This is a genomic window from Bdellovibrio sp. ZAP7, from assembly GCF_006874645.1.
Lineage (GTDB): Bacteria > Bdellovibrionota > Bdellovibrionia > Bdellovibrionales > Bdellovibrionaceae > Bdellovibrio.
The window spans coordinates 4018879-4035091 of sequence record NZ_CP030082.1; the positions used below are offsets into that span (position 1 = coordinate 4018879).

The 16213-nt window shown below is 44.1% G+C and carries 20 protein-coding genes; 8 read left to right on the forward strand and 12 right to left on the reverse strand.

Going from position 1 to position 16213, the window contains the following annotated elements; translation table 11 throughout:
- Positions 1–8 precede the first annotated feature (8 nt).
- The 10 genes from DOM22_RS19295 to DOM22_RS19345 form a co-directional block, all read right to left on the reverse strand.
- Positions 9–1055, reverse strand: a complete 1047-nt coding sequence (locus DOM22_RS19295) for a PLP-dependent cysteine synthase family protein (RefSeq protein ID WP_142701941.1) — start codon at positions 1053–1055, stop codon at positions 9–11.
- 6 nt (positions 1056–1061) lie between these two features.
- Positions 1062–1277, reverse strand: coding sequence for a hypothetical protein (locus tag DOM22_RS19300; protein ID WP_142701942.1), 216 nt, complete (start codon positions 1275–1277; stop codon positions 1062–1064).
- 26 nt (positions 1278–1303) lie between these two features.
- Positions 1304–1741, reverse strand: a complete 438-nt coding sequence (locus DOM22_RS19305; RefSeq protein ID WP_142701943.1) for a hypothetical protein — start codon at positions 1739–1741, stop codon at positions 1304–1306.
- Positions 1729–2466 (reverse strand): hypothetical protein, encoded by a 738-nt coding sequence (locus DOM22_RS19310; protein WP_142701944.1) that lies wholly within the window; start codon positions 2464–2466, stop codon positions 1729–1731. The genes DOM22_RS19305 and DOM22_RS19310 overlap by 13 nt, the downstream gene beginning before the upstream one ends.
- Positions 2467–2878: 412 nt before the next feature.
- Positions 2879–3532, reverse strand: a complete 654-nt coding sequence (locus DOM22_RS19320; protein WP_142701945.1) for a hypothetical protein — start codon at positions 3530–3532, stop codon at positions 2879–2881.
- A gap of 24 nt (positions 3533–3556) precedes the next feature.
- Positions 3557–4333 (reverse strand): MlaD family protein, encoded by a 777-nt coding sequence (locus tag DOM22_RS19325; RefSeq protein WP_142701946.1) that lies wholly within the window; start codon positions 4331–4333, stop codon positions 3557–3559.
- A gap of 18 nt (positions 4334–4351) precedes the next feature.
- Positions 4352–5071, reverse strand: coding sequence for an ABC transporter permease (locus DOM22_RS19330; RefSeq protein WP_142701947.1), 720 nt, complete (start codon positions 5069–5071; stop codon positions 4352–4354).
- On the reverse strand, positions 5068–5850 hold the full coding sequence (locus tag DOM22_RS19335) for an ABC transporter permease (protein ID WP_142701948.1): 783 nt from the start codon (positions 5848–5850) through the stop codon (positions 5068–5070). The genes DOM22_RS19330 and DOM22_RS19335 overlap by 4 nt, the downstream gene beginning before the upstream one ends.
- Positions 5847–6575, reverse strand: a complete 729-nt coding sequence (locus DOM22_RS19340; protein WP_142701949.1) for an ABC transporter ATP-binding protein — start codon at positions 6573–6575, stop codon at positions 5847–5849. Before DOM22_RS19340 ends, DOM22_RS19335 begins: the two co-directional genes overlap by 4 nt.
- A gap of 19 nt (positions 6576–6594) precedes the next feature.
- Positions 6595–7362: an ABC transporter ATP-binding protein gene (locus DOM22_RS19345; RefSeq protein ID WP_142701950.1), complete on the reverse strand. Its 768-nt coding sequence runs from the start codon at positions 7360–7362 to the stop codon at positions 6595–6597.
- 109 nt (positions 7363–7471) lie between these two features.
- Here DOM22_RS19345 and sucC point away from each other — a divergent pair, with 109 nt between their 5' ends.
- Both sucC and sucD read left to right on the forward strand, forming a co-directional pair.
- Complete coding sequence (gene sucC / locus DOM22_RS19350; RefSeq protein ID WP_142701951.1) at positions 7472–8635, forward strand: ADP-forming succinate--CoA ligase subunit beta; 1164 nt, start codon at positions 7472–7474, stop codon at positions 8633–8635.
- Positions 8636–8641: 6 nt separating this feature from the next.
- Positions 8642–9514 carry a succinate--CoA ligase subunit alpha gene (gene sucD / locus DOM22_RS19355; RefSeq protein ID WP_011166112.1) on the forward strand — a complete coding sequence of 291 codons (873 nt, stop codon included), beginning with the start codon at positions 8642–8644 and terminating at the stop codon, positions 9512–9514.
- 84 nt (positions 9515–9598) lie between these two features.
- Here the strand turns inward: sucD and DOM22_RS19360 are convergent, their stop codons facing one another.
- A complete protein-coding gene (locus DOM22_RS19360; protein WP_142701952.1) occupies positions 9599–10474 on the reverse strand; it encodes a hypothetical protein in 876 nt (291 codons plus the stop codon).
- A 100-nt stretch (positions 10475–10574) separates the two neighbouring features.
- Between DOM22_RS19360 and DOM22_RS19365 the strand changes: the two genes are divergently transcribed.
- Both DOM22_RS19365 and DOM22_RS19370 read left to right on the forward strand, forming a co-directional pair.
- Entirely contained in the window at positions 10575–11852 is a 1278-nt protein-coding gene (locus DOM22_RS19365; protein WP_142701953.1) for a hypothetical protein, read from the forward strand.
- Positions 11842–12504 (forward strand): hypothetical protein, encoded by a 663-nt coding sequence (locus DOM22_RS19370; protein ID WP_142701954.1) that lies wholly within the window; start codon positions 11842–11844, stop codon positions 12502–12504. The genes DOM22_RS19365 and DOM22_RS19370 overlap by 11 nt, the downstream gene beginning before the upstream one ends.
- Before the next feature lie 2 nt (positions 12505–12506).
- Here DOM22_RS19370 and DOM22_RS19375 read toward each other — a convergent pair whose 3' ends face one another.
- Complete coding sequence (locus DOM22_RS19375) at positions 12507–12929, reverse strand: hypothetical protein (protein WP_142701955.1); 423 nt, start codon at positions 12927–12929, stop codon at positions 12507–12509.
- Between the two features lie 423 nt (positions 12930–13352).
- On the opposite strand from DOM22_RS19375, the gene DOM22_RS19380 reads away from it, so the two are divergent.
- From DOM22_RS19380 to ndk, 4 genes are all read left to right on the forward strand, one after another.
- The gene (locus DOM22_RS19380; protein WP_142701956.1) at positions 13353–14180 is read left to right on the forward strand and encodes a serine protease; all 828 of its coding nucleotides are present in this window, start codon (positions 13353–13355) and stop codon (positions 14178–14180) included.
- A 72-nt stretch (positions 14181–14252) separates the two neighbouring features.
- The gene (locus DOM22_RS19385) at positions 14253–15398 is read left to right on the forward strand and encodes an AGE family epimerase/isomerase (RefSeq protein ID WP_142701957.1); all 1146 of its coding nucleotides are present in this window, start codon (positions 14253–14255) and stop codon (positions 15396–15398) included.
- A gap of 66 nt (positions 15399–15464) precedes the next feature.
- A complete protein-coding gene (locus tag DOM22_RS19390; RefSeq protein ID WP_142701958.1) occupies positions 15465–15770 on the forward strand; it encodes a hypothetical protein in 306 nt (101 codons plus the stop codon).
- Between the two features lie 14 nt (positions 15771–15784).
- Positions 15785–16210: a nucleoside-diphosphate kinase gene (gene ndk, locus DOM22_RS19395; protein ID WP_142701959.1), complete on the forward strand. Its 426-nt coding sequence runs from the start codon at positions 15785–15787 to the stop codon at positions 16208–16210.
- The last annotated feature ends 3 nt before the right edge of the window (positions 16211–16213 follow it).

Below are 16213 nucleotides of genomic sequence, written 5' to 3' on the forward strand. Positions count from 1 at the left end.
TGCACCTATTATTTAGAAAGATTTTTTAGGGCTTCTTCAGCGGAAACAACGCGATTGAAGACATTTTTCGTATCTTCAGCCTTCAAGAAACTGTTTTCCACCATCCATTGATCGTTAAATGCCTTGCTCAGATATTGGCGGCCGCTATCTGGGAAAATCACGACGATATTTGATGGTTTTTCCAACGTTTCAGCATACTTCATTGCGGCCACCATAGCTGTTCCACTTGAAGGACCAACCAACAAGCCTTCTTCCGCGACCAAGCGTCTTGTCATCGCGAAAGCCTCGGGATCACTGACTCGAACAAAGCCGTCATAAATATCCAAATGAACATTGTCTGGAAGCATGTCTTCGCCAATACCCTCGACCTTGTAAGAACCTGGGGGATCGACAATTTTCTTATGATAGAACAAATCATACAAAATCGATCCGATAGGATCGGCGCAAATGACTTTTACGGAAGCTTTTTGCTCTTTAAGATATTTAGCGCAACCAGAAAGAGTCCCACCAGTACCCGCACCACCCACGATGACATCGACTTTGCCATCCGTTTGTTTCCAAATTTCTGGACCAGTCGTCTTATAGTGACGAGCTGGGTTGTCTTTGTTGTGGTACTGATTCACTAAAAAACCACCTGGAACACCGTCTGCGATTTTTTTCGAGACATTGTAGTGGCTCAAAGGATGATCCGGCTCCACCATAGGCGTGATGACCACTTGGGCGCCATATGCTTTTAAAATGGCTCTCTTTTCTTCAGACATTTTCTCCGGCATCACAAAGATACACTTGTAACCCTTAATCACGGCAGCGAGTGCCAAGCCTACGCCCGTATTTCCAGAAGTAGCCTCTACGATCGTACCTCCGGGTTTTAAATCACCGCGTTTTTCGGCTTCTTCAATCATCGCAACAGCGACGCGATCCTTAATGCTCCCGCCCGGATTGAAATACTCCACTTTCGCGAAGAATTTGTGTTTAGAACCTTTGGCTACATTGTGAAGTTCCACAATCGGTGTGTTACCGATGGTTTCCAGGATCGAATTATAGATTTGTGACATGATCGACTAGCTTTCTAAGTCTCTTCTTCTGTTGGGTTGAAGTAAGACTGTGTTCATGGACTGCAATACTGTATTCATTTGAGTCATTGGATCTACGGAATAATCCATTCCCAGCTCTGAAGTCAGCTGTTTCACAAGATTGCCGTTCGGTTGATCTTTCATCAACTCGCTTACCAGCTTTTCCAGCGTCACAGTTTTCTTTTTAGTTTCAAGCTCTGCCATGGATTTCCCCCAACTGGGCCACTCTATCACCCCCCTCCCAAAGAGTGAAAAAAATTTTGCAGCAAGGGACCAAAAAGAAGCAGCAGGAACGCAGGAAACTGAAATAAAAGCAGTGGAATTAGCAATAAGAAAGGAAGTCTCGCGAGCTTAGTACTGATCTCTTCCTGGCAGGCCTCAATCAGTTCGTCTTCAAGGCTTACGATTACATTATATATGGCCTCACCGCGCAGACCGCGCTCCAACAGCTGCAAAACAACCTGCCGATGAGGCGATGAAATCTCTTTAATGAGGCCATGAGTGTCCTTTCCTTGCTGCAGGAGCGCCAACCAACGACTCACCTGTTCCGGAAATTCTCCCTGATATCGTTTTAAATAATGAAGCACACCCGATTTGGTAGGTTGACCCTTCTCCAAACCGCGTTTCACGCAAAGTAATAACGATAACGGCGGTGCTACACCTTCCATTTCATCCTCCGACCCACGCTAAAAATAATAAAGAGACCCAAAACGAACATAAAAAGGGAGCCAAGAATTAAAAATCGGTGGTTCATAAAGCCAAATTGCGCAAATACAAATGCTAAAAGCGCGCCATAAAGGGCGGTGACAATTATCGCCTGCATCTTAATTTGTTGGGTCACTTGTCCGGACCTACGTCGAAAATTTTCTTCCACTTTATACTGCCGACGAAGTGCTTTTGCCTGATCAAGAGCGCGTGTTTGCGAGCGATCTATTTCCAAGAGATCTGACTGCAAATCCTTTATCACAGCGGATTTCGCGGCGATCTTATTTTCGGAAGTGACGATGGAATTGTAAATTTCGCGCAGCTGATTGCGCTGCCAACCGCTTTGACTTTCGATTGCCATATGCAAGCTCTGCCGAAATGATTTTCCTGCCTGAATTCCTAAAACCAGGTTATCAAGCACGGGGATCACTGCTCTTGAAAGTCTTTGGATAAGAAAAATGCGGAAAAAATCAGGAAAAAACTTTAAACTTATTAAAAGAATGCCGAAGAAAAGCCAGAGCGATACTGTTGAGTCAGAAATCGCGGCGATTAAAACGATCGCAAAGAAGTTCAAGATCATCAAAGATCTCAAACTTCGTTGAGAGATCGCAAATTCCCGCGCGATGTTGGCAAGAGAACGCTGAACAAGTGCTTGTCCGATCATCGAAAGCATAAAAAAGGTGATCAAGAGGTGCCTCCACGGATCTTGTTGATCGCAAAAAATATGCAAGCAATTTTTTTGTTGACGGCGCAGGTCGATTTGGGAAGACTTAGGTTAAGTAAGGTTTTTTACAAGTAAGTAACAACAACAACGTTTGCATCCTAGGAGGAGCACATGGCAAAGAAAGCAGCAAAAAAAGCTACTAAAAAAGCAGCAAAGAAAACTACAAAAAAAGTAGCTAAAAAAGCTACTAAAAAAGTTGCTAAAAAAGCGACTAAAAAAGCTTCTAAGTAGTTAGACGCTGTACTAATTTAGTACATTGAACCCCAGAGGCAACTCTGGGGTTTTTTTATGCCTGAAATCAGCCACCAGAGCGGGTTTCAAAAGAAAAAGGCCCGCATGACTGCGAGCCTTTTTTATTTAAATTGGTTTGCAAAAATTAGAAATAATAAAGAGCACCAAATGTACCTGAAGGAATAAGTTGAGAGCGTTTAACTTCATACATCGCAACCACTTCCGCAAAGCATGAAATGCCGGCAAAATCTCCGGACAATTGATTGTATTGAAGACCCAAGGAAGCATTCAAAAAGTCGGTTCCGAAGCGGCCCGATTTCTTTTCTTCAGCGGTCAAAACGCGGTCCAGAATCCCCGATTCTTTCCAAGATCCAGAGTTCCCCATCGAATTATACCAGCGAGAATATCCCGCCGTGTAATAAGGCGCGATATAATCGCCATCAAAAGCATGCTTCCATGCGAATTGGATCGAGTTATAACCTGGACCGGTGCCAAATCCGGCAACAACGCCGTTTTCATCTTCAAAATTGAACTCGGTCGCGATTCCAACAAGCCCTAATTGACCACCAACGGACATTCCGACGCCCACTTTGCGGGCTTCACGCATATTTAATGTTGAAGCATACGTCATGCCAAGGCGTTCAGCGCGCATGGATTGGCTATAATCCTGCTCGATACTGATCGCCTTGCTAGATATTGATGAAGAGTCTGCGCTGAGATTGGACGTCGAGATTTCTGCCAGAGAAGTTGATGATGCCAACAAGATTATGGCTGCAACACCTGTGAAACGGGAAAACATAAGGGCCTCCTTTTAGCTCAGGATCTAAAAGATACGGGCTCTGACACCTTCTTCTTGAAGAAACTTTTTGATTGCCGGGGCATCCATAGGTTCCAAGCGGAAAAGAAGTTTATGAACCAAATCATACGTGTCTTCAGCCTTTTTAGATCGAAGATTCGTCGTAAAATATGCCATGTCATCGCTGATTTTGACTGCATTATCAAGCAATCTGGATACTTCGCGGTTTTTTGTCGTTTTATCCAATAATACCAGAGTGCGATTAAAGTTTGTCGTCAAAGCATCCAGCTGTTTGATCGTATTTGTTACCGATCCTTCATTTTTTTCCAGGATTTCGATAACTTTTCCAGCCAATCCATATCCTTGAGACAGGAGTTGATCGATGCGCGGAGGATCTTCACCGCGAACATAGTCCCCATTTGCAAACTCACCGGCCGCTGCATTTCCAGGAGAGATCTCCAAGAACTTTTCCCCGATCACACCTGCAAGATTGATATAAAATTTCGAATCTTTACGGACACTCGTCCAGGCTTTTTTATCAATGGTGATTGTCAAACGCAACTTAACCTCTTCACCATCAGCCATTTTATGTTCAGGATCAAAAGTAATGGATTTAACTTTGCCCACTTTGATACCCATTACACGAACGGGAGAACCTTCTTCAATTCCCCCAGCGAAGTTAAACATCACATTTAGTTCTTTAGTATTTGAGAATGGAGCAATGAAGCCCATGGCATAAGCAAATGCTGCGACCATGATTAGACTTACTAGAGCTAACAAACCGACCTTGGTTTCCACTTTCATAAACGCTCCCGAAAAGGCTCAATAAAGATAACTAAAAGTATAAGACAAAATAAAATCGATAACAATAATTGCAATCGAGGCCACGACCACCGTATTTGTAGTCGCCTTACCTACACCCTCAGCACCCTGCTGACAGTTGAATCCGAAATAGCAGGCAACCAATGGAATCACTCCGCCAAAACAAGCGCCTTTGATTACGGCAAATAAAACGTCTTTAAATTGCACGAATCTGTGCATAGAGCTGATGAACATACCGGGCGTGTAGCCCAAGTACGCCTGACTGATCATCATCGCTGCGAACAAACAGGTCATATTGGAAACAACCGTCAACAAGATACCACCTAAAACACAGGCGAAAAAGCGCGGAATCACCAGGTAATTGATGGGATCAATTCCAAGCATTTTTAAGGCATCAATTTGTTCTGTGATTTGCATCGTTCCCACTTCAGATGCATAGCCCGCACCCACTCGAGAACACAGTAATAGCGCCGTTACAATGGCTGCTAACTCACGCAAAATCAAAACAGCAGCAAATCCGGGAACCATCGCATCGTTTTGAATCACCATTTTCATGTGAAAAGAGGATTCAAGAATGGTCACAACCGCCGCAAAACAAACACAGAAAACAATGATGAAAAGACTGCGATTGGCGACAAAGTAAAGCTGTTGAAAGAACTCTTTACGGCGGAAAGGTCCAGTGAATGTTCCCCAGAAAGTATCAGCAAGAAGTGTCATCATGAGCGGTATCCTCTGACCATTTGAAGAATCACATCACCCAAAAAGCTTGTGAACCAATCCATCACTACGATACAAATCATTGTAGTGACAGCCGTTGCCACCACCGCGCGACCGACACCTTTAGCTCCGCCAGTGGTCGTGTAGCCTTTATAAGTACAAATAGTTGCTAAGACGATGGCGAAAACCAGGCTTTTTAGCATCCCACTAAGAATTGAAAGAGGATGAACGATCGTAGGAATGTGGCGCGTGTATTCTTCTGGTGTTACGCCCGCAAACGCTTGCGACAAGGCCATTCCGCCGAATACCGACATCATCAATCCTGCTGCCAGAAGGAAAAAACTGGATATAACGATGCCGATAAAGCGCGGAACGATAATTTCCTGCATGGGATCCGCGCCCAGGCAGCGAACAGCATCAATTTGTTCCGTTACGCGCATCGTTCCCAACTCTGCCGACGTAAATGCGCCTACTTTTCCGCTTAACATGAAGGCGATCAGCATCGGACCCACTTCACGGAACGTGGCACTGGTCGCGAGTCCGCCCAAGAATCCCAAGGCGCCAAACTCGCGAATAGGCATTGCAAATTGTACCGCCATGATCGCGCCCACAAAAAATCCCGCCATGGCTGTTGTTGGGAAAGACTCAGTTGAAACTTTCCAGATTTGAACGAATATCTCGTGGGTTTTTAGCTTTTTGACAAAAATAGTGGATAAAATCTTCTGTAAAAACAAAAGTGTGCCGCCGATTTCATCCAGTATATGAACCGTTAAAGCAATCATGCCAGCACCTCGGCCAAAAAGTCTTGTACCAGTGGAACTTCTGATTTTTTTAATTCAGCAGGTGTTCCCATGGCGACTATCTGTCCTTTATCTAAAACGATAATTCGATCCGCGACGGACAGCGCACAATTCATGTCATGACTGACCACAATCGAAGTTGTTTTCAAAGAACGGGATAAATCTAAAATCAACTGATTCACCGCTGTCGTCGTCACCGGATCAAGTCCCGTGGTGGGTTCATCAAAAAGCAGAATTTTAGGATCAAGTGCGATGGTCCGGGCTAGGCTTACACGCTTTTGCATTCCATAGGAAACTTGCGCTGGAAGTTTGTCTTCCACGTCCCTCAAATGCACCAGGCGTAAGGCTTTCAGAACTTTTTCTTTAATCACTTCTTCGGGAAATTGATATTGACGGCGTAAACCAAAAGCGACGTTTTCAAAAATCGTCAGTGAATCAAAAAGAGCGGGATGTTGAAATACCATGCCGCATTTTTTACGAATCGGAAGATATTGTTCCTCGGAGAATTTTGAAACTTCTTCGCCGTCGATCCAGATCTCCCCTTCGTCGGGAGTTAAAAGACCCACAAGATTTTTCAGTAAAACGGACTTACCCGTTCCGGAAGTCCCCAGAATAAAAACGATTTCGCCTTCGCGAATAACTGCAGAGAGTCCATTAAGAACTGTGCGGTCACCAAATCTTTTGACGATCTTTTTGAACTCTATCACTCAGAAATTTTACGGGTTCTTATAAGACAGGGTCAAGCGCCGTCAGTGGACCTTGCAGAAGACCGCGTACAAACTGACGCACTCTTGGATCACTGTGGTTCTCGGTCTCTTTGGGAGTTCCTGTGACAATAACTTCTTGATCAACCACCATCGCAATTCGATCTGCCATCTGATAAGCGCGATTCATATCGTTCGTGATTGCCACAACTGTCGAGTTATTTTGCTGCTGCAAAGTCTTAATCAGTGAAATAATTTTTTTAGAAGTGATAGGATCCAGACCAGCCGTGGGATCATCGTAGAAAATAATTTTAGGATCCAGAGCCAACGCCCGCGCTATTCCCAGGCGTTTTTGCATCCCCCCGCTGATCTCGTCGGGATACAAATCTCGTGCGTGAGGAATCCCCACGGCATCCAAGAAGCTCTCAGCTTTTTTTGTAATTTCCCACTCTGTCAGTTGAGTGGTTTCACGCAGAGGAAAACAGATATTTTCAAGACAGGTCAGAGAATCAAACAGGGCATTTTTTTGAAACAGAATTCCCATCTTTTTAAGCAGCGGCAAACGCTCTTTGTTGCTTAGCGTTAACCAGTCGTTTTGTTCAACAAAAACTCTGCCATCTTGAGGGGTTACAAGCCCTGATAAAGTTTTAAGTAGAGTTGTTTTGCCCTGACCGCTAGGACCCACAATCACAAAAGCTTCGCCGGACTTTATATCCAGATTTACGGAGCGCAAAACCACCTGTGAGTCAAAAGTCACAGTCACGTTTTCAAGACGTAGTGCACTCGTCATTCTGGCCCACCTTCCATCAGTCCTGCGCCCAGCGGTAATCCTTGTTTCTGTCTATGATTTGATATTGAATGGGTCATCAAACGCAAGTCTAAATTTCGGGAGTTAATAAATGAATATTCATGAGTATCAGGCTAAAGAAGTCTTGAGAAAGTTCGGAGTAGCAACGCTTAAAGGTAAGCTTGCTCACTCTCCAGAAGAAGCAGTTGCTGCTGCTAAAGAAATCGGTGGATCAGTTTGGGTTGTAAAAGCTCAAATTCACGCTGGTGGCCGTGGTAAAGGTGGCGGTGTTAAAGTTGCTAAGTCTTTGGACGAAGTTGCGGACTACACTAAAAAAATGATCGGCATGACTTTGGTGACTCACCAAACAGGCCCTGAGGGTAAAGTTGTTCAAAAAGTTTTCATCGAACAAGGTTGCAACATCGCTAAAGAATACTACGTTGCTTGCTTGATCGACCGTGCAACTGGAAGAGCTGCAATGATGGCTTCTTCTGAAGGCGGCATGGACATCGAAGAAGTTGCTGAACACAATCCAAACGCGATCAAAAAAGTAGACATCGACCCAACTGTTGGTTTGATGCCTTTCCAAGCTCGTGAATTGGCTTTCCAAATCGGCATGGCTCCTGAAATTGTAAATAAAGCTGTGAAATTCTTCTCAGGTCTTTACAACGCGTTCATCGCAACTGATTGCTCTATCGCGGAAATCAATCCTCTAGTTGTAACTAAAGAGGGCGACGTTCTTTGCCTGGACGCTAAAATGAACTTCGATTCAAACTCATTGTTCAGACATCCAGATATCGTTGAAATGCGCGACTTGAACGAAGAAGAACCTTCTGAAATTGAAGCTTCTAAGTTCGATCTAGCGTTCATCAAACTTGATGGTAACATCGGTTGCTTGGTAAATGGTGCGGGTCTTGCGATGGCGACTTTGGACATCATCAAATTGCACGGTGCTGAGCCTGCAAACTTCTTGGACGTTGGCGGCGGCGCTAACAAAGAGAAAGTAACTGAAGCTTTCAAAATCATCCTGAAAGACAAAAACGTTAAAGGCATCTTGGTTAACATCTTCGGTGGTATCATGAAATGTGACATCATCGCTGAGGGTGTAATCGCTGCTTCTAAAGAGTTGGGTCTTAAAGTTCCATTGGTTGTACGTCTTGAAGGTACAAACGTAGAACTTGGTAAAAAAATGTTGAAAGAGTCTGGCTTGAACATCACTCCAGCAGACAACTTGACTGACGCAGCTAAAAAGATCGTTGCTGCGATTAAAGGATAAGCGAACATGGCAATTCTTATTAACAAAAACACAAAAGTAATCTGCCAAGGTTTCACTGGTGCTCAAGGGACATTCCACTCTGAGCAAGCATTGGCATACGGAACTAAAATGGTTGGTGGCGTAACTCCGGGTAAAGGCGGCACGACTCATATCGGTCTTCCAGTTTTTAACACTGTGAAAGAAGCTAAAGCAGCTACAGGTTGTAACGCTTCTGTGATCTTCGTTCCACCTCCATTCGCTGCTGACTCTATCATGGAAGCTGTTGATGCTGATTTGGATCTTGTGATCTGTATCACTGAAGGCATCCCAGTTCTGGATATGGTTAAAGTAAAAGAATACATGAAGGGTAAGCGCACACGTTTGGTTGGACCAAACTGCCCAGGCGTTATCACTCCAGGCGAATGCAAAATCGGCATCATGCCGGGCCACATCCACAAACCAGGTCGTATCGGCGTTCTTTCACGTTCTGGTACATTGACTTACGAAGCTGTTGGTCAGTTGACTGCACTTGGTATCGGTCAATCTACTTGCGTAGGTATCGGTGGTGACCCAGTGAACGGCACAAACTTCATCGACGTTTTGAAATTGTTCAATGAAGATCCAGACACTGACGGTGTAATCATGATCGGTGAAATCGGTGGTACCGCTGAAGAAGAAGCTGCTGAATACATCAAAGCTCACTTCAAAAAACCTGTAACTGCGTTCATCGCTGGTGCTGCGGCTCCTGCTGGTAAACGTATGGGCCATGCTGGTGCGATCATCAGCGGTGGTAAAGGAACAGCTGAAGCTAAGTTTAAAGCGCTTGAAGCTGCTGGTTGCAAAATTTCTCGCTCCCCTGCTGACATGGGAACAACGATGCAATCAATGCTTAAGAAGTAGTTTTCTACGTTAGATTAGAACTAAAAACCCACGGTGATGAATCGTGGGTTTTTTTATTCTGGTATCGACTGTTTGTTTTGCTTTTTAGAGCTTGTACAAAGGGTCCGACTTATACGTCGAAAACGGATCGAACTCCTGCTCGCGAAGCTTTTTGCGCTTATTGTATTTCTGCCAACGCTCAGCTGCGGCAAATAGATCGTAATCTATTCCCCCAGTTAAAAGCTGATCTTGTAAGTTCGTCGGGATAGGACTTTCACCGGTGGTACGAGTAAACTTCAAAACGGGCTTTGCAAAGGCTGTTTGCTTACTGGAGTTATTCCCGTACTTTTCATATATAAAACTAAAGTGTGCCTGAAATATCTGACTTTTACCTGTCGGGTTCCATTTGGTTTTATCAAATGATTCCCGCAAACCCTTAATCAGAGCCCTTAAGGCGTGAACTTTCAAAATTGCATCGTCTGCTGTAACTTTTAAACCGCTCTGGACGAAATGCCCTTTATCATCTACTTCAAACTCAACATAGACATTTCCGAAATGCCCGTACTGCGCCAAAAGTGAATCGAACAATAACTGCTCATCGATTTTTTTAAAGACCTGCTGAAAGTAAGACCATTGATTGCCGTCTGAAATAAATCCTTCAGCATCACCAATGTAATTCGCGTGATCTTTGTAGTCAGCAACCGGTCTGTCGATATCGCTCAAAGGTTTTACGTTTGAATCAGTCACATAACCAGAACCAAAAAGATTTAAATTCGAACCTTTGGTTTTTGGTGTATTACCGGATTTCTTTCCGGCGTTGGGCGCTGAACCTGCGAAGTCCAGTTTCGGTTTTGCTGAAGGAGTTTGGATCTCAAACTGAATCACTTCCTTCTTGGGAAGCTCGTGATTGAATGAAACAAAGAAAAATGCCGCACCCAAAAGAGCATGTAAACCCAATGAAAGTAGAAAATTTAGCTTCATGCGCCTAGATTATGGTCGAGATTTATTCTTGTAAACAACAATCACCCAAAGACAACCTCTAAGTGTTTAATTTTGTTATTTATTATTCCGATACAATGGCATGCGGACACTTATTGTTTTATTGATATTCGTTTTAAATTCTACAGCCTTAGCTGCATCAACTGCATGTGTGAATGCCGAAAAGACTTTGCGCGAAATGAACGCCGAAATTTTTGGCGAAAAATCGTCGCACATCGACATGACCGAGAAGGTGAAACAGGCCATGGAACTGGTGAAGGGCTGCAAAGTCAGCTTAAGAAAACTTGGTGTTCCCGATACGATTTACACGGACGCTCTTGAGAGCAATCGTCGTGACGAAATCACCCGAAGAAAATTCATTCTCGCGCTTTATGCCACGAGTGGAAAAATCGACAGCCAACTTGAATCCTTCAAGCAATACATGATCAGAACTAAGGATATCAATCCCGAAAAAACTGAAAAGTTTCTGACCGAGATGAAATCCAAATCTGATCAATCCTTCGCTACTGAATCCAAGTCATGCACAGCGATTGATTTGCGAGACAAAACCGGACCGGTTCGCAATCAAGGCACCGATGGCTGGTGCTATGCTTTTACGGTTGCGAATATGGTCTCGTGGAAATCCGGAAAAGAAATCTCTGCTGCTGGTGTGGCATTCGGCTATACCGATAATGGTTACCATGATCTTTATCGCATGATCGGCATGACTCAAGATCAAATCACCAACCAGGGATTCACGACTGCAGCCTTCCGCGCTTCGAAACCCGGTGGATTCTGCCTAGAAAGTGAATTACCCAGTGAAGGCTTTAATGGCATCAACACCAACGTGCCACTGGCCTTCTTAGATAAACTTGGCAAAAAGGCCGTTGGCGGAAAAATTTCTGAAGAAGAGTTTATCAAAGTTGCTAAGACGATGTTTCCGAATCTAAGCAAAGAGCAATTTTCTGAGATTATTAAGAAATCCAGTAAATCGACGTACTTCAACACACTGGTAAGAAAAAGCTGCGAACACCGTGTAAGTGCTGACGGAATGGAAATGTCATTCTTTACCAATTTTAACTCTGAAAAATTTGGCAAACAGATCGAAAAACATCTAGAGCAGGGCACACCAGTTGAAATTGGCTATAATGCCGATTTCTTTGCTCACCCCTACAGCCCATCCGGCAACGCTTATCATTCAAGTTTGCTGGTCGGCCGTAGAATGAATACGAAAACAGGTCAGTGTGAATATCTACTAAAAAATACCTACGGCACCACTTGGAAACCAGCGGCTGCAGAGTTTGATTCAGCAGATGGATATGCCTGGGTTCCAAAATCCCGAATGATTGAAGCAACAAGGAACGCAAGCTATGTTAAATAAGTTCATTCTTATAACTTTATTATCTTTTTCTACTGCTCATGCTGTTGATCAGGTTAAAACTTATGGCTTTGGTGAAACGTCTTCCGAGCTGATCGCTGATGGCTACAAGTCCGTTATAAAATCAAATGGAAATGAAATTTATGAAAAACGTGGCAATGGAACTTGGTATAAAATAGTTTCCATGAAAAATGAAAACGTCACCAGACTTTACAGTGACAGCACTGGTAAATACCTTCAGTACACTAAACTTGATGACAAAGGAAAAGTACTTGGCCAGGCCCAGTGCAAGTTTAGAAGAGCTGTAATGACGACTTCCTGTGATGTTCAGACGGCTCCTATCTGCAAAGAGCTTATCAACAAAGTCGAATCCGGCGGATTTGATATCGATCTCAAAAAGATCAAAGAGTGCGCGGAAATTTCTGGAAAAGTAAATTACAGTCGTGCGGGAATAGATGAGTTTTTTGTGGAAGCAAAAAAACAGCTGGAATTGACAAACATGGGTGCACTTCCAAACGTTGTGAAAAGCACACCCAGTTCCCTGCAGACTCTTTTAAAAGATTACAATGCTTGTAAAGCCGTAGAGTCTGAACTTTCTGAACAAACAGAGTATTCAGCCGCCGCAAAAGTGACAGCTGAAAAAGGTGCGCACTAGGACTACTGACAAACCAAACCTGGCTCATTGCCTTCGCTGCGGAAGTCAAAGTAGCGGCGTTGATCCAGGTCATTCACGAACAATTGACCGGTGTATTTTCCTGTCGCCTTACCATTAGCAATCTGTGGATAAAGTTGTAGATAAACCCCGCCTTGGGAAGCGTCACCACGCATATTCAAATCACCACTCCCCTGAATCGGAGAAAGAACGATATCTGTTTTATAAAGATTGTTAGAACGATCTTCTTTAACAGTAAGGTGCGCATTGATCGTACTGAAACCAACCCATGGGCTTTGTGGATCAACGGAACGGTCCGTTTGAATGCGAACTAGATCGCCTGTGATAGTTGAGCAATTCAATTGAGTAAAAGACGCCATTGCGAATAGTGGGAACTGAATCAAAACGGCTAGGATCAATGTTTTCATGGATAACCCCTTAATTAATGGCACCGTTTAACCCCTCCTTTGCCATCAGGCAAGTGGGTATTTCCAATTAATAACTGATTGAAAACAGAGGCCGAAACAGCTTTGGACGAGGACTCCAGTACTGATATATTCTTTATAAGAAAGAAAACTCCCCATCCGAGGAAATCTTGTGCTTAAGGATGTTAAACAGACCTACAAACAAGGCGGCTTTCGAGCCCTCCGTAAAAAGTATGGCTGGAAGATGTTTGCGGTGATCGTCAGCTATTATCTGGTTCGGGACGTCACTCTGTATATAGTAATCCCCTATTTCGTCATAAAATCCTTCTGAGTCTGTGTCAAAAATCTCGACAGTTCACCCGGAAGAAATTTCCATTTCGCTGTTAGTTTCCCTCTGAAATACCCCTTCTGCTAAGATGCAATCCTATGAAATCATGGGCTTTGCTACTTCCATTCGTTCTCTCTGCTTGTGTCGCCAAAGAGGCCGGCAACGTGGGACCATTTGACGGACCTGCCGCGTACTATGACGGAGATTCTCGTCAAGAAGTAAGCGAATCGGATCGCACATATCTGGTTGGCCAGGCGACTGCGATGATTTTTGACGGCACTCGCAAAAACTTTCCCTTTCTGAAAGATATGTATCCCCTATGTGAAAATGAACGCTTCCAAGATCAACGAGTCATTGGTTTTTGCTCCGGAGTTTTAGTGGCTCCCAACAAAGTTCTGACCGCCGCGCACTGCATGCAGGAAGCGTCTCGCTGTGAAAATGGTAAATTTGTTTTTGGCGCGACCGACGGCGCTCAGAATCTTGCGATTTACAGCTGCAAAAAAGTTATTTCGATTGACCGCAACCTTGATTTTGCAGTTGTTGAATTAGATCGAACTGTTGATGACGTGATCCCTGCACAGGTTGCCACAACGCACTCCCTGAATGATGGTGATACGGTATTAAGCATGTCATATCCCCTTGGCCTTCCACTGAAGCAAGATCTGGGTAAAATTAAAGATGCGGCACCAGATAAGAACTTTTTTAAAGTCGCCGTCGATACGTTTTCAGGTAGCTCTGGATCACCGCTTTTTAATCGCCAAGGTGAGGTTATCGGCATCTTAAGTCGCGGCGCTGAAGACATCCTTGAAGACGATATCTATCGCGTGCAAACCAAAGGAGGGTGCGTCAACTTCAACGGCTGCGAAAACGGCCAATGCAGAGGCGAAACTTTCCTTAAGGTTTCACTGATCAGCGACAAAATTTAAACATGCCTTGACCATTTGCTCTCTGGATTTGATTCTTCAGATATCAACTTTTTCTGATGAACCGAGAGCAATATGAATCCATCACAACGAATTGAATTTTCTAAAAACTGGCTTACACAAAATGTCTTTCCACTGTGGAGTGAAAAAGGTATCGATCGCAAAAACGGAGGCTTCGTTGAGAGCCTTACCTTCGAGGGCGAACCGATGGATCTGCCTCGACGTGCGATGGTTCAGTCTCGTCAGATTTATTCTTTCCTGACAGGTTTGCGCATGAATACTGTTTCAAAAGAAGTTGCCACCTTCGCGGTTCAACAAGGTACCAAATACATGGTGGATAAATTCTCGCAACCCTCAGGTGCATTTATTTACTCTGTTAATCCAGACGGCACTCCCAAAAGCTTAAATCCCGATCTTTACACTCAAGCTTTCGCATTGTTTGGTTTGGCGCAAGCTTATCAGCTGGATCCAAAACCCGAATACAAAACTCGTGCGAAAGAACTGGTAAAGTATCTTTACCGTGAACGCAGCGTGAAGGCTGGTGGCTTTACGGAACTCGATGAAAAGGGAACTGTCAGCTACAAATCAAATCCGCATATGCACATGTTTGAATCCGCGATCGCGTGGATGCAAATCGATAAAGATCAAGAATGGTGGAAACTGGGCGACGAGCTTGCTCAACTGGCGATCACGAAATTTATCGATCAACAAACGGGTGTACTGGGCGAATACTTCGATGAAAACTGGAATCACTTGCGTGAAAACGGTCGCTTCATCTATGAGCCCGGCCATCAGTTCGAGTGGTCATGGTTGTTTTCACTGTATCAGGAACTGACTGGAAAAGACTGCAAGGCAATCCGCCACAATCTATTCCTTTTGGCTGAAAAGCACGGCACTGATCCCGTTCGTAAGATTGCCTATGACGAAATGTGGAGCGACTTCACTCCCAAATTGATTTCCTCACGTTTCTGGCCTCAATGTGAGCGCATTAAAGCGGCGGTTCGATTAGGAACTGAAGTCCCTGCTGGCGAAAAAGCTGCCTACCAAAAGGGCGCCGATGACGGGATGGACACTTTATTTAAGTTCTTTGAAACCCCTAAAAAAGGTATGTGGTACGACCAGCTTTCAGCTCAGGATACTTTTTCTGGAAATTCTTCCAAATCCAGCTCTTTGTACCATATTATCAATGCCTTAGAGGAATACGTAAACTTGCGAAATTAGGACGGAATGCTTGACAGCAGGGTCTCCCCAAGGCTAACAAGAGGACCTTAAAAAAGGGAGACCACTGTGAAGAAGCTTTTCGTCATGGCTTTGCTTTTGGCATCGTCGACAGCTCATGCAGGCGCCATCAAAGAAGTTGCTATCATGGCAATGGACGATGTCGAAGAAACTTTGAATCTATTAAATCCTGATTTTCGCTATGTCGTTAAAGGTCAGGGTTTCGCTGAGGCCGATGATTCCACAGGAACGGCAATTCAAACAGTGGTAGAGATCCGCAATTTGATCACGTTCCAAGTTCGCGAGTGGAATTGCACAACTCAGTTCCATAAAACACCAGAATTTTTTGAAATCACATATACAGTTTGTAAATAACAAGGAGATATCTAATGGCTATCGAACAAACATTCTCAATCATCAAACCAAACGCTATGAAAAAAAATGCTATCGGTGACATCGTAAGCATGTTCGAAGCAAACGGTTTGAAAATCGCTGCTGCTAAAATCGTAGTTTTAACTGCTGATAAAGCTGGCGAGTTCTACGCTGAACACAAAGCTCGTCCATTCTTTGGCGAACTAGTTTCTTTCATGACTTCTGGCCCAGTTATGTTGATGTGCTTGCAAGGTGAAGGCGCAGTTTTGAAAAACCGCGAAATCATGGGTGCAACTGATCCTAAAAAAGCTAACCCAGGCACAGTACGTTCTAAATTCGGTGACAACATGGGCGAAAACGCAGTTCACGGTTCTGACTCTGTTGAATCTGCAGCTCGCGAACTTGCTTTGTTCTTCGAAAAACACGAAATCTGCAACGTGTAGTTT

Coding starts and splice junctions, on each gene's coding strand:
- DOM22_RS19295 (WP_142701941.1), bottom strand. CDS start 1,055: ATGTCACAAATCTATAATTCGATCCTGGAAACCATCGGTAACACACCG.
- DOM22_RS19300 (WP_142701942.1), bottom strand. CDS start 1,277: ATGGCAGAGCTTGAAACTAAAAAGAAAACTGTGACGCTGGAAAAGCTG.
- DOM22_RS19305 (WP_142701943.1), bottom strand. CDS start 1,741: ATGGAAGGTGTAGCACCGCCGTTATCGTTATTACTTTGCGTGAAACGC.
- DOM22_RS19320 (WP_142701945.1), bottom strand. CDS start 3,532: ATGTTTTCCCGTTTCACAGGTGTTGCAGCCATAATCTTGTTGGCATCA.
- DOM22_RS19325 (WP_142701946.1), bottom strand. CDS start 4,333: ATGAAAGTGGAAACCAAGGTCGGTTTGTTAGCTCTAGTAAGTCTAATC.
- DOM22_RS19330 (WP_142701947.1), bottom strand. CDS start 5,071: ATGATGACACTTCTTGCTGATACTTTCTGGGGAACATTCACTGGACCT.
- DOM22_RS19335 (WP_142701948.1), bottom strand. CDS start 5,850: ATGATTGCTTTAACGGTTCATATACTGGATGAAATCGGCGGCACACTT.
- DOM22_RS19345 (WP_142701950.1), bottom strand. CDS start 7,362: ATGACGAGTGCACTACGTCTTGAAAACGTGACTGTGACTTTTGACTCA.
- sucC (WP_142701951.1), top strand. CDS start 7,472: ATGAATATTCATGAGTATCAGGCTAAAGAAGTCTTGAGAAAGTTCGGA.
- sucD (WP_011166112.1), top strand. CDS start 8,642: ATGGCAATTCTTATTAACAAAAACACAAAAGTAATCTGCCAAGGTTTC.
- DOM22_RS19360 (WP_142701952.1), bottom strand. CDS start 10,474: ATGAAGCTAAATTTTCTACTTTCATTGGGTTTACATGCTCTTTTGGGT.
- DOM22_RS19365 (WP_142701953.1), top strand. CDS start 10,575: ATGCGGACACTTATTGTTTTATTGATATTCGTTTTAAATTCTACAGCC.
- DOM22_RS19370 (WP_142701954.1), top strand. CDS start 11,842: ATGTTAAATAAGTTCATTCTTATAACTTTATTATCTTTTTCTACTGCT.
- DOM22_RS19375 (WP_142701955.1), bottom strand. CDS start 12,929: ATGAAAACATTGATCCTAGCCGTTTTGATTCAGTTCCCACTATTCGCA.
- DOM22_RS19380 (WP_142701956.1), top strand. CDS start 13,353: ATGAAATCATGGGCTTTGCTACTTCCATTCGTTCTCTCTGCTTGTGTC.
- DOM22_RS19385 (WP_142701957.1), top strand. CDS start 14,253: ATGAATCCATCACAACGAATTGAATTTTCTAAAAACTGGCTTACACAA.
- ndk (WP_142701959.1), top strand. CDS start 15,785: ATGGCTATCGAACAAACATTCTCAATCATCAAACCAAACGCTATGAAA.